We start from the raw sequence: 15,057 nt of genomic DNA, 5'->3' as shown, positions 1-15,057 counted from the left end.
CGATTTGGATGTTCTGAATCTCTTTTCTGCAAAGAGATTCATTTATCTTTGAATCGTTTGTAGTGTTTTAGGTAAAAAATTAATCAATAGCAAACCAAGCAAGGCTGAAAGTCCAGCAATGATAAAAATATATTCTCCTGATAATTTTTCCCAATATTGCCCAGCTAAGATGCTGCCGGATGCAACGCCAAGTCCCCACATGGTACTGTATAGTGCTTGCCCTCTGCCCTGTTGTTTAGCTGCAAAGTTCTGCAAAATGACCCGCATTGCAATAATATGAAATAAACCAAAACTAAATGCATGAAAAGTTTGAGAAATAAATTGAATAATGAAACTTTCTGAAAATAAACCTGCCAAAATAAATCGAATACTGGTCATGATTAAACAAAGTGCGACTAAGCTTCGCCATGAAAAACGATTTAGGAAGAAATTTGCATAGTTAAACATGATAATTTCAGCAATCACCCCAACTGACCATAAAAAGCCAATCTGAGTTGTACTGTAACCAGCAAGCTTTAAATAATTACTATAAAAACTATAAAATGGTGCTTGTGCAAAAAGCATAATAAATTCAATGATAAAAAATGAAAAAACCACTGGTCTTTTTAGAATGGGAAGCAATGGGTCTAATATTTTTTGTGCACTCGGTGCTGTGCTGGGTTCCTTAATCGAAAAGGACCAAATAAAAGCTGTAAATGCAATACATAACAACATCATTGGTAAATATTGAATTGCAATAACTTCTAAAATCGCTCCGATACTAAATACGCCAATAATAAATCCAATAGAACCCCATTTTCTAATTTTCCCATACAATGCTGTATGTTGATTACCCAGCCAAAACAGCGTTACACCTTCAAATTGCGCAAGTATGGCATTTTGAAAGAAGCTAAAAATCAGCATCAGAAATGCAATCGATTGCACATTGTTGGGAATGATAAAAATTAAAAACCAGATCGTAGCTTCCATCCAAGTTGCCACACGAACCCACAACATTCGTTTGCCTGTTTTATCTGCGATAAATCCCCAAATAAAAGGTGCAAATATACGGGTTAAAATGGCTATAGAGGACAGTAATCCGATTTCTTGATAATTAAATCCTTGATCTTGAAGATATAAGCTCCAATACGGTAAAAAAGTTCCAACTATTGAATAATACCAAAAGTAAAATCCACTCAGTCTGTATTGGATTGGCATAGCTTGCATATCGTTGCATTCACTTGTATTTTCAATATGTTACCACAATAAATGGTTGTAGTGGATTGCTGCCATTTGTTTACTAGTGACAAAAAATAGCCCTTACATTGAAGGGCTATTTTTTTGAGTATCTGTTAACGAGTTACTCGATCCCAAGCATCTTTTACTGCATGCTTTGCTTCTTCCCATTTTAAACGAGACTCTCTTTTGGTTTTTTCCCATTGAAGCTTAAGATCAGCTTCAACTTCTTCAAACTTTGTTTCATAAGGGTAATTGCTTCTAGAAGTGTACCCTAGCTGATATGCATCACGATAATCACGATCGTAATCTACATTATCATATAAGTTAATCGTGTCTTTATAATAAGGGCGAGTGTTGTAAGTTTCACGCCAATAAACATCTTCATCAGTTGGATTTACAGCTTCAGAAATGCTTTTTCCAGCTAATCCGCCAACAACTGCACCTACTACTCCACCGACTGCAGCACCTACAGGTCCGCCAACAGCTCCAATAGCTGCACCACTTACTGCACCGCCTGCGGCTCCAACACCTGTCCCGATTGGGTGTGCTCCTGGCTCACCGGAAATTGGATCGGCATTCAATTGGTCACGTTGTTCTTTACTGAGATTCTTAACTACTTCGTTATCTATATTAGAATTTGACATATTTAATCCTCTATTTTGATAAAAGTTATTAATTCAATTAATCAATCAACGATAATCCATCCTAGATTAAATATTTTTATTTAATATTGCTATTTGTTATAGTTTCAAGAAAGGTTTGTACAAAATAAAATTAACTAAATTAAAATAAACTCAGCTCAAAACCCCAGCTCTATTGAGTATTGTCGTTTTAGAAATTCTTAAATAAATAACATTAAATTACAATACAACACATTAAAATCTTACCGTTAATTATTTAAAAATAAAGCATTACAAAACAAAATCTTACAGAAACAATTTCAAACACCCCATTAAGACCAAAAAAAATAAAATAATCAAAAAAACCTCAATAAAACTTATAAATTATAATTACATCACAAAAAAACAAATGAATAAAGCATAACAAAATTAATTAATTGAGGACAGAATCACATTATTTTTTAATTTTATATATTTATTCAAAAATGACATTTATAAATTAAATAAATCTATAAATCCTACATTATTAACTCAACAAAACTTAAAACTTAAAAATACTTACATCACTAATTTTTAAATGTCTTAGACTGATATTTCAACTTGAACAATAGATGGGCAAACATTATGAGTAACGTTAATGCAAACGATATTAAAGAACATGCTTCAGTAATTGCTTCATGTGGTACACAGATCGGTAAGGTTGACCATCTTGAGGGACAAGATTCAATTAAATTGACTCGAAGTGATGATGAACATAATGAACATCATCTGATTCCATTAAGTTGGGTGAGTGAAATTAAAGATGGAAACGTAATTTTGAATAAAAATTCAGAAGAAGCAAGAAATGCGTGGCAAACATTATAGCTTTTACCTAAAGTAATTTGATATTTCAAGAATGCCAATCAATTTGATTGGCATTTTTATCTTCAGTGTTTAGCAGATTTTAAAAGTACAAAATTATCAAATTTAATATAATGGGTCCTAGATGAATTAGCCCTCACTCAGATGACTATACTTCACTCAATCTTTCTACATCAATTACATATTCATCAGTTGCTTTCACATTCCTGTAAATTATGAGATATTATTAAAGTAATTCAAGAATTTCGTAAAATTTGTATTAAATTAATTTTAGATAGTGTTTAAAGAACATAAATTATGAATGCAAAAAAAATTATACAGCGCAATTTTCCTCACAATGACTTATATGAAAACTTATCATTTATAGGAAAGTTGCACGAAGAAAAAATATGGGATATGGAGGAATATTGGCTTTTAGAATGGGGAATTTATAATATTGAAAGAAATTCATCTGCTATATTAGATTGGGAGCTATTTAGGATTTTTAGCTTAATTATGCTTTCCATAAGCTCACATTTAGATATGAATGACTCCTTTAAAATAGGGAATTTGGAACTACCATTGATATATGAATTTAGGGAACGAACTCAACTAGTATTTGAGGGTTATTTCTCCAAAATAATGCCTAAGCAAATTTTTTTTGAAAAAAAGAATCCTTTACTATCTTCTTAGTTCATCATAATTAGTGTTATATGAAACTGCCCTCAGAGTGAGCGCTATGCTTCACTCAATCTTTAAAGATCAGCTTACTATAAAGATTGAGTGAACCGAAACAGCTGAAAAAGTGACAAAACAATTAATATGATTTGATCATTTTCAAGTCTGCCTTATCGTACTAAATTTAAAAAAGTTTAAATCATTGATGAACTAAACTTGTTTTGTCTTTATCAATATATTTATCATATTCATGTTGATACTTTTTAGCTAAGTTTAGTTTTTCATCATCTTTTAAAATTTTACCAGATTGCTGGAAAAATTTATGCTCTTCTTCATCTAAATGATGATGTACAAGCTTTCGTAGCTGATTTGCTATACGTAACCAACTCGGATTATTGAGTTCTTTTTCAGTAAGTTGCTCAAGTAGCTCATCAATTTCGTGATGCTCAGACAGAGCATGTCTTGTAATATTCAAACCTGCATCTGTCATCATAAGAGGTATGTAAAAATACCTGTCTTCAGCCACTGCATGTGCAAATAATTCATTTTTCAATAATGAGAAATAATGCTTTCTTTCTTCTGAGTTGCCACTGGTTTCAATTAATTTATCAGATAATTCTCTTTGCTTTTCATGACTAAATTTTAAGACATCAAATATGGTGAGTTGCTTACTATGGCTCATACTTTTATCCTATCGAAAAATTTATTTAATATTCAATCTTAGAGGATAAACTCATATTTATTATTGAACTCTTGTTTCAATAGTTTTTTAATTGTAATAACTGTTTATATTGTACGATCTATGAAATTCAAAAAATCATTAAGAAACCTAAATTGAGGGTATTTTTCTTCGCTGCATTCAAAGCACTACTCTCATTGTATTTAGCAATATAAAAACCATTCTTAACTCCTTCACCTTTACTAGAGTTAAGTAGAAAGGCAGAAAGTAAATTCACATGACCAAACTGGTACCTTAAAAAATATTAAAAGTGTATCTTATGGCAATACCACATTAAAAATACACTCTACTACTTCTTTTTAAAATCTTAGGGGTAGAGTTTATGTCTTTTCAACATCATTCTAATGATTTTCTTCCCCCCATTATGGCTGGTTTAATTTCGGTCATCGTCAATTATGGTGGTACCTTTATTTTAATTTTCCAAGCTGCGCAGATGGCTGGTCTTAGCCCTGAACTCACTGCCTCATGGGTGTGGTCTATTTCTATTGGGGTTGGTATCACAGGAATATTATTAAGTTGGTATACCCGCGAACCCATTATCACTGCATGGTCTACGCCTGCCGCTGCATTTTTAATTACGACGCTTGTAACCGTGCCATATTCCGAAGCAATTGGCGCATATTTACTTTCTGCACTGGCATTTGTGATCTTGGGAATTACGGGCTATTTTGAAAAATTGATTGGTCTAATTCCAACGGGTATTGCATCTGGTCTCTTGGCAGGTATTTTACTGCAATTTGGGATTGCAGCCTTTACCAATATGACAATTGATCCTTTTTTGGCGATTTCATTATTTTTTATTTACCTGATCACCAAGCGTTTTTCTGCAAGATTTGCCATTATTAGTGTCTTGATTTTTGGCTTTATTTTCTTACTTTTACAATCACGGATTGATTTCTCTGGATTTGAACTAAAATTAGCCTCGCCTATTTTTACCACACCAACTTTTTCTATAAACTCGATACTGAGTGTTGCTTTACCTTTATTTTTAATTACCTTAACAGGACAATATATGCCAGGTTTACTGGTTCTTAAAAATGATGGTTTTCACACCAATGCTAAACCGATTCTTATCGTGACAGGCTTAGGCTCGTTCCTCATGGCTCCGTTTGGTTCACATGCATTTAATCTTGCTGCGATCACTGCTGCAATTTGCACTGGAAAGGAATCCCACGAAGATCCATCAAAACGCTGGATTTCAGGGATTGCTGCAGGTGTGTTTTATATTCTTGTTGGAATTTTTGGTGTAACGTTAGCAGCTGTTTTTGCAGCGTTTCCAGTCGCTTTTATAAGCACTTTAGCAGGACTTGCATTATTAGGTACAATTGCTGGAAGTCTTGCAAATGCGATGAGTGATATTGATGGCCGAGAAGCCTCACTCATTACCTTTCTCGCAACGACGGCCAATATCAGTTTATTTGGTGTTGGGGGTGCATTTTGGGGTTTGGTTTTAGGTCTAATTTCATATCTAGTACTCAATGGAAAATTCAAAACCAACACACTTTCTTGACCATAGTGGACTAAAGAACTGGTAGTGTTTATAAAACAATTATTTATAAACAGCATATTACCTTTAAATATGCTGTTTTAATTTATTCAGAGTCTAAAACCTCATTCTATAAACCCAGAGATCATTTGATTGACTACAGCCGGTTTTTCAGCATGTAACCAATGCCCGACTTGTTCAATGACTTTAACTTGACTATGACTAAACTGGGTTTCGATTGCAGAAAAATGTTCAGCTTTTGAAATATAGGGAGAGTTTCCACCTTTAATAAACAATGCTGGAATAGGATTCACCTGCTGATTTTCCCAGCTTAAAATATCAGCATAATGATTAAATAAAGCTTGGACATTAAACAGCCATTTTCCCTTACTGAATGATTTTAATAAAAATTGAATCACCATTTCTTCTTTTAAATATTGACGCATAATCTCTGTTGCTTCTTTACGAGATTCAATTTGTGCATTTTCAACCGCAAATAAGGCTTTAAAAATTTGATCATGGTGATTTTCTTGATATGCAAAAGGTGTCATATCCAAGACAATCATTTTTTGCATACGATCTTGCGCTAAATCTGCAAGTTTCATTGCAATTTTTCCACCCATAGAATGTCCAATCGCAATAAACTTTTCAATATTTAAATGATCAAGTGTTTGCAAAACATCCTGAGCCATCAATTGATAATTCATTTCATCTGAATGTGCAGAATGGCCATGATTTCGAACATCAATTTGTAATAAGTTGAATTTGCCTTGAAATTCACGTGCAATAATGCCCAAATTACTTAAACTTCCAAATAACCCGTGAATCAATACCAGTGTGACTTTTTGAGTTTCATGGCTATCTTGAGCTTGATCGTATTGATAATTCAGTAACATTAAAAACCATCCAGAATTTAAATATTGCGCTTGCACTATGATGACAAGAAGAGAAATGCAGAACAATAGTTTTATCATTCATTAACAATACTGCGACCTAAAAACAATCAATATCTTAGCTATCTCTCTTTCAATACCGCACTTGATACACTGTTTAAGTTTTATCTTATTTATCCTCTATTTTGTAGAGAATACACATTTGGCTATAAATATAGACAAATGTGCGATGACCTTAATCTAAAGTTGAATAAATAATAAAAAATAAACCTCAATCTACTGTTGAGTCGGGGTTTGAATTACCTATATTATTAGACTTGATTTTTTCGATTGATTTAGGACTTTAGACCATGTTTCAACATGTAGATCCTTATGCAGGTGATCCAATTCTTTCTCTAATGGAAGCCTTTGGTAAGGATGAACGGACACACAAAGTAAATTTAAGTATTGGTCTTTATTATAATGAGGACACAATTGTTCCTCAGTTAGACGCTGTAAAAGCGGCTTTGAAAAATATTGAACCAAGCAATGATAAGGTAAAGCTTTATTTACCGATGGATGGTTCAAAGTCTTATAACGAAGCAACCCAGAAACTGGTTTTAGGTGCAGATAGCCAAGCACGTAAAGATGGTCGTGCAGTGACCATTCAAACCCTAGGTGGTTCTGGTGCACTTAAAGTAGGCGCAGATTTTCTAAAAAAATACTTCCCTGAATCTGATGTTTGGGTGAGCCAACCGACGTGGGAAAACCATATTGCAATTTTTAATGGTGCAGGAATCAATTCACATTTCTACCGTTATTTTGATGCAGCAACCAATGGTGTCAATATTGAAGGCATGTTAGAGGATTTACAGCAAATCCCTGCAAAAGGCATTGTTCTTCTTCACCCTTGTTGCCATAACCCAACAGGCGCAGATTTAACACCTGCTGAATGGGATCGTGTAATTGAAGTATTGAAAGCACGTGATTTAATTCCATTCCTAGATATTGCTTACCAAGGTTTTGGTCAAGGCTTAGAAGAAGATGCTTATGCAATTCGTGCTTTAGACAAGTCTGGATTGAATTTCATTGTTAGCAATTCATTCTCTAAAATTTTCTCACTATATGGTGAACGTGTTGGTGGTTTAAGCTTTATTTGTGATGACCAAGCAACTGCACAAAAAGTTTTAGGTCAGCTTAAAGCAACTGTACGACGTATCTACTCAAGCCCTCCAACGACAGGTGCCTTAGTGGTTGATAATGTATTGAATGATGCAACATTAACTGAAAAATGGCATGCAGAACTTAAAGAAATGCGTGAGCGTATCATCCAAATGCGCGAATTATTAAAAGCAAAATTAACCGCTGCTTTACCTGGTCGTAATTTTGATTACCTTACAGAACAACAAGGAATGTTTAGTTATACAGGTTTAACGGCTGAACAAGTGGATATATTGAAAGATCAATATGCCATTTATTTGCTACGTAGTGGCCGTATGTGTGCAGCGGGCTTAAATTTAAAAAATATTGATTATGTAGCAACATCTGTTGCAGACGTCATTAAAGCAACTGTTTAAATAAATTAATAAGCGTTGATTGATTCAATCAACTGCCACTTAACTCCCTTTTCATAAGGGAGTTAAGTTTTTGAGATGATTCTTTTTTAATGAGCATTTTAAAAACTTAACATTGACATACAGATTTATTTTTATACAATAAGCATTCTTATCCCCCCTTCTTAAAAGAGTAACGCCAATGAAGTAAGTCATTTTCTCATCATTATTTATTTAATTTTTGATGTGCAAAATAGATTCTACTCAAGGCTACACTTATCTTTTGGTTCTGATACCGTCTTTACGATAAATTAAATAATCTACTGTTATTTAAAGCTTTTATTACATACTATTTTGTGCATCCTCTATATGAGGATCATTGAATGCAACAAGCATGTATTATTTCAAATTTGAGTTTGGCATTCCCCACTCAAACAATGTTTACACAACTAAATTTTGTGCTTTTTTCAGGGCAAACTTCTGCTGTGATTGGCCGTAATGGTTTGGGAAAATCATTACTTTTTAAACTATTACACCTACAACAGCATTCAGATTTAGCCTATTCAGGGCAAATTGCATGGCATATCCAACATGATTATTTAGCACAATTACAACGATTAAATGCCAAAACCATAGCTGAAGCTTTAGACATTTCTTATCTACACAATGCTTTTGAGCGTATTGAAAACAGTAGTGCCAGTTTTGAAGATTATGATTTGGTGGAAAACTGTTGGGATTTACCTCAAAAATGGCAACAAATTTTAAGCAATGCACAACTGCCGCTTGATTTAAATTTTCCCATACAATACCTAAGTGAAGGTCAAAAAACCAAGCTGGCTTTGTGTCGCTTATTTCTAAAACAAGATCATTATCTACTTTTAGATGAGCCAAGTAATCATTTAGATGCCATGGCAAGAAAATGGTTAATTGAATCGATTCAGGCACATAAGGCGGGAGTTTGTATTATTAGTCATGATCTTCAATTACTGAATCAAATGCAGCATATTTATGCTTTAACCGCGCAAGGTTTACAACATGTTTCGGGAAATTATGCTGATTATGTTCAACAGCACCAACAACAAATCCATGCCTTAACTCAGTCTATTCAACAAGAAAAACGTGAATTTAAACAGTTAAAGCAACAACAGCATGATAGTTTAATGAAAGCACAAAAACGTCAACGTAAAGGTGCTCAATTGCGTGACTCGAACTCTCAAGCCAAGATTCTACTGGATTTTAAAAAAGAGCAAGCTGGGCAAAGTTTTGGGAAATTACGTGCACAGCAAATTCGCCAAGCTGATGAAACACAAAGCAGTTTACAGGAGAAACAAACAGCTTTAGAAAAAATTAAACCACAACGATTTGACTTCCAATTTCAATCATCTAAACAAGGTGAAATATTAAGAATTCACGATTTACAATTGCCTTATGCCACCACACAGAACATAAAGTTGTCACTCCAAGCCGGTGAAAAAATCCAGCTTAAAGGTGCAAATGGCGTGGGTAAATCCAGCCTATTAAAAATGATTGATCAATCACAAAGTACTGAAATTTTCTTTACCGGACAAAGTTTATATTTGGATCAAAATTTTAGTTTACTCAATGATGATTTTTCTGTGATCGAGAATTTAGCGAAATTTAATCCAGATATACTGGAGGTTGAATGGCGAAATTTATTAGGTCAACTGCGCATTCGTCGCGAAAAAGCACTCTTAAAATTGGGGCAACTCAGTGGTGGTGAAAAACTTAAAGTTGCATTACTTGGAATAAGTCAGCATCATCAAAATATTGATTTATTGTTATTGGATGAACCTGAAAATCACTTAGACATCGAGTCACGAGAATTACTTGCACAAGCCATTGAGCAATTTAAAGGTGCTGTCATTCTGGTCTCTCATGATGATTGTTTTGTTAAGCAATCTGGAGTAAATGAAGCATATTTACTGAGTTAAAAAGTAATACTTCATTCTGATCATTTTGGAAAACTTTCCGCCAATGGTTTATTGCCCATATGGCGGATTGCACTGTTCAAACTAAAAGTAAACCTCCAATCTACTCAAAATATTTGCAGTGTTAAGTTTCCCCATATGTAAAATCCAAATATTATTTTTGCTTCTCATCTATGAGCTGAAAACATAATTTATCAATGTTTTTCGTTTTTGGATGAAAAGCTGAGAGGTTAGATAACACGATAACAGCCGTCTTATCCTCAACATTTATTGCCATTGAAGATGAATAGCCGCCAGTTCCGCCATTGTGCCAAACCAAATCTTTTCCATTTTGTGATTTCAACAAATGCCAAGCTAAACCGATTTTCATATCTTTGTTCATTTCAAAGGTCGGTGTACGCGTTAAAGTCAATTCGGTATTTTTAGGATCGAATTGTGCGATTGCAAATTTTGCTAAATCCTCTGTGGTTGATAATAGCCCGCCAGCACCAAACAAAACGTCAAAATCCCAATTTGATACGATTTGTCCATCAGGATTTTGCCCTTTTACTAACTTAGTATCTAGATTTTGCGAGTTTACAAATGAATTTTTCATTGTGTATTTATCAAAAACTCTCTTTTGTAATAATGTTTGAAAGCTTTTTCCTTGTGATACGCCAAGCGTATAGCCTAATAACCCCGCCCCTAAATTGGAATAAACATATTTTTTCTCAGGCTCATTTTCAATTTTCAAACCATCTTTAAGATATTGTTCAATCTGACTTTTACCATAATCTTTGTAGGGATTACTTTGATTCGATAAATCTAGATTCTCAGGTAAGCGTGGTAAACCGGAAGTATGATTAGCCAAGTCTTTAAAATTCAGTTGAGTGTTATTTTTAAATTTTAAAGATGGATAAAATGGATTGATTTCATCTGTTAATTTAATTTTTCCTTCATCAACAAGCGAAGCTAAAACGGTCGATGTAAAAACTTTGGTAATAGAACCAATTTCAAAAACCTTATTCTGGTTTTCAATCGGTTTGATCTTGCCATCAGTTTTGATAACCCCATAATATTTCACCTTTTGATTCTGAACGACTGCAATAGAAAGTTGCGTATTATTTGGAAAATTTTGGCTATTCGAAAAAATGATGTCTGAGATTTCTTTTGGATAAGCATTAAGCGCATTCACAGTATTACTACTATTTATCTCTTTTTGGACTTCGTTAGGCTTCATAATAAGTCCCTTGATATGATTTTCTTGATCAAGCGAAATATTGACCGTTAACACCATTTTCTCAAATTTGGTTTTATAACTGACATAACTTCCTTGTTGATCGCTGAGAAATTCTTTGCTTTCAATTTTTCCTGCCTGAGATTTCAATCCTGAGAAAAATTGCTTTGTCTTTTCAAGCGACAATGTCTTTTTCATTTCAGCAGAAAATTCATCATAAATTTTTTCATACTGATCAGCATTATAGTTGTTTATAAAATTATCCATGGCAATTTTATAGTTTTCATTCTGAGCAAATATTGAATTTGATATCAAAATCGCAAATAGGATTAAAAATAGTCTTTTCATAGGGTTTTAATAATAGCTAATGAATTGAAGTCTTGTGCTCTAACGCTACACATCCAAAAGTACAGCTTAAAACATAACAAAAAAACTGCTTTAAGCAAGTATTATCTGTCATTCAGTAGCAAAACATTGTTATTTTAGTCTTTTATAATGATTGTTCTGTGTCGAATAGATGAAGCGAGTTTGTTAAATTAAACTTTAAAATCATGATTGAATAAATCAATATTTATTCAATCATATAAGACTTAAATTTGTGTCATTACCCACAAGTCGCTTGGGTAATTTTTTTGGTCGCAGGATCTACAGTTACCGTCACACGTTCAATACGATAATCCATAGTTACTCCTTGATTTGGCGCAACTTTACGTACGATTGATGCCTGTGTAAGCTGCTTAATTTTGGCTTCAGACATATCATTTTGACCAATCAATTGAGTCGCGCGTTCAGCAACACATGTGGTTTGAGTGTTTTGTGCTGTTTGATCTGACGTTGCATTGGTTTGAAGCGAAGAACATGCTGATACGGTTAAAGCCATGATACCAAGACCTAAAATTGCAACATTTTTCATAAGACGACCTATTTTGATTTTTTGCTTTAAAGCTATAACATAACAAAAAAAGATAAGCTTAGAAAATTAATATATAAAACTCATACATTTATCATGCAAATAAAAACCAGTGATACATGATGTATCACTGGTTCTTGGTCGTGCTCAGTATTTTTTAAGCTTAAAAGTTAATCACTGTACGGATCGATTTACCTTCATGCATTAAATCAAATGCTTCATTAATTTTATCTAAGCCCATTGTATGGGTAACAAAAGGTGCAAGTTGAATATCACCTTTCATTGCATCTTCAACCATACCCGGCAATTGTGTACGGCCTTTTACCCCACCAAATGCGGTTCCTTTCCATGTACGACCAGTCACAAGCTGGAACGGACGGGTAGAAATTTCTTGACCTGCACCTGCTACACCAATGATGACTGATTGTCCCCACCCACGATGAGCACATTCAAGCGCTGAACGCATCACATTGACATTGCCGATACATTCAAATGAATGGTCTACACCCCAACCTGTCATTTCAACAATCACTTCTTGAACAGGTTTGTCATAGTCTTTTGGATTAACGAAATCAGTCGCACCAAACTCTTCTGCCAACTTAAATTTTTCAGGATTGGTATCAACAACAATGATCCGACCTGCTTTCGCTTGACGCGCACCTTGTACAACAGCCAGACCAATACCACCTAAACCAAATACAGCAACTGAATCGCCTTCTTGTACTTTTGCTGTGTTATGGACTGCACCAATCCCTGTCGTTACACCACAACCCAGTAAACAGACATGTTCAGGATTTGCTTCTGGGTTAATTTTAGCCAATGATACTTCAGCAACGACAGTATATTCACTAAAAGTTGAACAACCCATATAGTGGTAAATAGGTTCACCATTATAAGAAAAACGTGTCGTTCCATCAGGCATAACCCCTTTACCTTGTGTCGCACGAACGGCTGTACACAGGTTGGTTTTGCCTGATTTACAGAATAAGCATTCGCCACATTCTGCCGTATATAAAGGAATTACATGATCCCCAGGTTTTACTGAAGTTACACCTTCACCTACTTCAACAACAATACCAGCCCCTTCATGGCCTAAAACTGCTGGAAATACGCCTTCTGGATCATCACCAGATAAAGTAAATGCATCTGTATGACAAACCCCTGTATGGGTAATTTTAACAAGGACTTCGCCTTTTTGTGGAGGAGCAACATCAATTTCCACAATTTCTAAAGGTTTTCCTGGACCAAATGCAACAGCAGCACGTGATTTCATAGCTAAATATCCTAATAGGTTTGTGTTTTAACAGTTGGACTACAGTAACCTTTTTCTCTTTACAGATTCAACCATTAACTTGATGATATGATTTAGTAAAATTTAAAGTACTCATTGAAAGAATGAATCATTCAAAGACTTCACTTGCCTTCGTTATTTTGGCTTTTTCAATCACTGGATGTAGTTTACCTATGAATCAACCAGAACAAGAACAACAAGTTAAAGTATATGCAGAGCATTGGATCAATGAACCTCAAGCAAAACAGATGCTTACTCAAGGGCTCACTGCATATTTAGCCATGAATGATGCTTTCCAAAGTATCGCGTCACGTATCCACCTGATTCGGAAAGCCAAATATACACTTGATTTACAATACTATATTTGGGCAGATGATTTTATTGGCAATTTAATGCTACACGAATTGCTTAAAGCTGCTGACCGCGGTGTAAAAGTACGCTTATTAATCGATGATCAAAACGGAACAAAAATAGATCAGCAATTAAGTGCATTGCTGACACATCCAAACATTTCGATCAAATTATACAATCCTTATAAATTCCGACACTTTCGTGTAATGGATTATATTTTTAGAATGAACAGAATCAACCATCGAATGCACAATAAATTAATTATTGCTGATGGTGCAATTGCTGTGACAGGTGGACGAAATATCAGCAGTGAATATTTTGATGCCAGTGAATCTTTTCAATTTACCGATATGGATATTTTATTTTTTGGTAAAGCAGTCAATCGTGCAAATGAGGTTTTTACCGATTTTTGGAATTTTCAATTAAGCTATCCGATTGATCAATTTATTGATAAAGGTTCTGAACAAGATTTATTAACTTTGCGAAAAAGCTTTGAACGACTTGAACAAGCTGAACATACGACAGATGAAAAGGTAAATCTTGAGCAGAAAGAACTCGCCAATGAGCTTAATCAAAATAAAATCAATTGGGCTTATGCCGATTTTCTGGCAGATTCTCCAAAGAAAAGTTTAGGACAAGCACACGGCAATGAATTAATTTCACACCAAATTCACCAACATTTGGGTGATCCCAAACAAGAAATGGATTTGATTGCCGCTTATTTTGTTCCTACAAAAAATGGGACGGATTTCATCAACCAATTCCCTAAACAAAATGTCAAAGTCAGAATTTTAACCAACTCCTTTATGGCAAATGATGTTGCGCTTGTCCATGCGTTTTATCAAAAGTATCGAGTTGACCTGCTTAAAGGAGGCGCAAAACTTTATGAATTTAAACCTTATATAGAACGCAATCGCCGTACTTGGTATGAGGTCCTTACAGGAAATATCATTCCGAAAAAAGGCAAAAATAAATCCAGTTTGCATGCAAAATTTATCAATATTGATGACAAAGTCTTTATTGGTTCATTTAACCTTGATCCAAGATCATTCAATATCAATACCGAAGTTGGACTGGTTGTTCAATCAGATCCTTTACAAGAGCAAATTTCAAATCTATTGGATCAAACCCTATTTAGGGTTGCTTATGAGTTAAAACTTAATCCACAAGGTGAGCTGATCTGGCTAGATCATCGTGCGGATGGCAAAGTGATTGAATATAAAGTTGACCCTGAAACAACACGATTCCAACGATTTGTCATGTATAGCGTCTCATATTTACCACTTGAATGGATGATGTAAGTTTAGTGTAATGACAACGCATATACCAAACGT

Annotated in this window: 13 protein-coding genes; 6 read left to right on the top strand and 7 right to left on the bottom strand. The window is 34.3% G+C overall.

The features are described from left to right. Positions 1–42: 42 nt before the first annotated feature. Together MTO68_RS11585 and MTO68_RS11580 are read right to left on the bottom strand one after the other, a co-directional pair. Positions 43–1,206 (bottom strand): MFS transporter, encoded by a 1,164-nt coding sequence (locus MTO68_RS11585; RefSeq protein WP_244012490.1) that lies wholly within the window; start codon positions 1,204–1,206, stop codon positions 43–45. Positions 1,207–1,331: 125 nt separating this feature from the next. Next, entirely contained in the window at positions 1,332–1,862 is a 531-nt protein-coding gene (locus MTO68_RS11580) for a hypothetical protein (protein WP_004720129.1), read from the bottom strand. A 600-nt stretch (positions 1,863–2,462) separates the two neighbouring features. On the opposite strand from MTO68_RS11580, the gene MTO68_RS11575 reads away from it, so the two are divergent. Continuing rightward, positions 2,463–2,702, top strand: a complete 240-nt coding sequence (locus MTO68_RS11575) for a DUF2171 domain-containing protein (protein WP_244012488.1) — start codon at positions 2,463–2,465, stop codon at positions 2,700–2,702. Between the two features lie 294 nt (positions 2,703–2,996). After that, a complete protein-coding gene (locus MTO68_RS11570) occupies positions 2,997–3,371 on the top strand; it encodes an Imm41 family immunity protein (protein WP_244012486.1) in 375 nt (124 codons plus the stop codon). Positions 3,372–3,555: 184 nt separating this feature from the next. Here MTO68_RS11570 and MTO68_RS11565 read toward each other — a convergent pair whose 3' ends face one another. After that, positions 3,556–4,038, bottom strand: a complete 483-nt coding sequence (locus MTO68_RS11565) for a hemerythrin domain-containing protein (protein ID WP_244012484.1) — start codon at positions 4,036–4,038, stop codon at positions 3,556–3,558. A gap of 379 nt (positions 4,039–4,417) precedes the next feature. Here MTO68_RS11565 and MTO68_RS11560 point away from each other — a divergent pair, with 379 nt between their 5' ends. Continuing rightward, positions 4,418–5,605, top strand: a complete 1,188-nt coding sequence (locus MTO68_RS11560) for a benzoate/H(+) symporter BenE family transporter (RefSeq protein WP_244012482.1) — start codon at positions 4,418–4,420, stop codon at positions 5,603–5,605. Positions 5,606–5,706: 101 nt separating this feature from the next. On the opposite strand, the gene MTO68_RS11555 is transcribed toward MTO68_RS11560, so the two are convergent. Then, the gene (locus tag MTO68_RS11555; protein WP_239045644.1) at positions 5,707–6,477 is read right to left on the bottom strand and encodes an alpha/beta fold hydrolase; all 771 of its coding nucleotides are present in this window, start codon (positions 6,475–6,477) and stop codon (positions 5,707–5,709) included. Positions 6,478–6,824: 347 nt separating this feature from the next. Between MTO68_RS11555 and MTO68_RS11550 the strand changes: the two genes are divergently transcribed. Continuing rightward, positions 6,825–8,030: an amino acid aminotransferase gene (locus MTO68_RS11550; RefSeq protein ID WP_244012480.1), complete on the top strand. Its 1,206-nt coding sequence runs from the start codon at positions 6,825–6,827 to the stop codon at positions 8,028–8,030. Between the two features lie 359 nt (positions 8,031–8,389). Further along, positions 8,390–9,958 carry an ATP-binding cassette domain-containing protein gene (locus tag MTO68_RS11545; protein WP_244012478.1) on the top strand — a complete coding sequence of 523 codons (1,569 nt, stop codon included), beginning with the start codon at positions 8,390–8,392 and terminating at the stop codon, positions 9,956–9,958. Between the two features lie 151 nt (positions 9,959–10,109). Here MTO68_RS11545 and MTO68_RS11540 read toward each other — a convergent pair whose 3' ends face one another. The 3 genes from MTO68_RS11540 to MTO68_RS11530 all read right to left on the bottom strand — a co-directional run bounded on the left by MTO68_RS11540 (position 10,110) and on the right by MTO68_RS11530 (position 13,354). Next, positions 10,110–11,519, bottom strand: a complete 1,410-nt coding sequence (locus tag MTO68_RS11540) for a beta-lactamase family protein (RefSeq protein WP_244012476.1) — start codon at positions 11,517–11,519, stop codon at positions 10,110–10,112. A 256-nt stretch (positions 11,520–11,775) separates the two neighbouring features. Further along, on the bottom strand, positions 11,776–12,084 hold the full coding sequence (locus MTO68_RS11535; protein WP_244012474.1) for an I78 family peptidase inhibitor: 309 nt from the start codon (positions 12,082–12,084) through the stop codon (positions 11,776–11,778). Positions 12,085–12,244: 160 nt separating this feature from the next. Next, entirely contained in the window at positions 12,245–13,354 is a 1,110-nt protein-coding gene (locus MTO68_RS11530) for an S-(hydroxymethyl)glutathione dehydrogenase/class III alcohol dehydrogenase (RefSeq protein ID WP_004720535.1), read from the bottom strand. A 191-nt stretch (positions 13,355–13,545) separates the two neighbouring features. Here MTO68_RS11530 and MTO68_RS11525 point away from each other — a divergent pair, with 191 nt between their 5' ends. After that, a complete protein-coding gene (locus MTO68_RS11525) occupies positions 13,546–15,024 on the top strand; it encodes a phospholipase D family protein (RefSeq protein WP_244012472.1) in 1,479 nt (492 codons plus the stop codon). Positions 15,025–15,057: the final 33 nt, after the last annotated feature.

The organism is Acinetobacter sp. NyZ410 (assembly GCF_022828975.1).
Taxonomy (GTDB): Bacteria; Pseudomonadota; Gammaproteobacteria; order Pseudomonadales; family Moraxellaceae; genus Acinetobacter; species Acinetobacter guillouiae.
Note: the sequence above shows the minus strand (reverse complement) of the source record. Positions and strands in the feature narration are given on the sequence as shown.

What these genes read in the sequence shown, in the direction of transcription:
- MTO68_RS11525 (WP_244012472.1), top strand. Translation starts at nt 13,546, where the DNA reads ATGAATCAACCAGAACAAGAACAACAAGTTAAAGTATATGCAGAGCAT.
- MTO68_RS11575 (WP_244012488.1), top strand. Translation starts at nt 2,463, where the DNA reads ATGAGTAACGTTAATGCAAACGATATTAAAGAACATGCTTCAGTAATT.
- MTO68_RS11535 (WP_244012474.1), bottom strand. Translation starts at nt 12,084, where the DNA reads ATGAAAAATGTTGCAATTTTAGGTCTTGGTATCATGGCTTTAACCGTA.
- MTO68_RS11585 (WP_244012490.1), bottom strand. Translation starts at nt 1,206, where the DNA reads ATGCAAGCTATGCCAATCCAATACAGACTGAGTGGATTTTACTTTTGG.
- MTO68_RS11550 (WP_244012480.1), top strand. Translation starts at nt 6,825, where the DNA reads ATGTTTCAACATGTAGATCCTTATGCAGGTGATCCAATTCTTTCTCTA.
- MTO68_RS11540 (WP_244012476.1), bottom strand. Translation starts at nt 11,519, where the DNA reads ATGAAAAGACTATTTTTAATCCTATTTGCGATTTTGATATCAAATTCA.
- MTO68_RS11580 (WP_004720129.1), bottom strand. Translation starts at nt 1,862, where the DNA reads ATGTCAAATTCTAATATAGATAACGAAGTAGTTAAGAATCTCAGTAAA.
- MTO68_RS11560 (WP_244012482.1), top strand. Translation starts at nt 4,418, where the DNA reads ATGTCTTTTCAACATCATTCTAATGATTTTCTTCCCCCCATTATGGCT.
- MTO68_RS11570 (WP_244012486.1), top strand. Translation starts at nt 2,997, where the DNA reads ATGAATGCAAAAAAAATTATACAGCGCAATTTTCCTCACAATGACTTA.
- MTO68_RS11555 (WP_239045644.1), bottom strand. Translation starts at nt 6,477, where the DNA reads ATGTTACTGAATTATCAATACGATCAAGCTCAAGATAGCCATGAAACT.
- MTO68_RS11545 (WP_244012478.1), top strand. Translation starts at nt 8,390, where the DNA reads ATGCAACAAGCATGTATTATTTCAAATTTGAGTTTGGCATTCCCCACT.
- MTO68_RS11530 (WP_004720535.1), bottom strand. Translation starts at nt 13,354, where the DNA reads ATGAAATCACGTGCTGCTGTTGCATTTGGTCCAGGAAAACCTTTAGAA.
- MTO68_RS11565 (WP_244012484.1), bottom strand. Translation starts at nt 4,038, where the DNA reads ATGAGCCATAGTAAGCAACTCACCATATTTGATGTCTTAAAATTTAGT.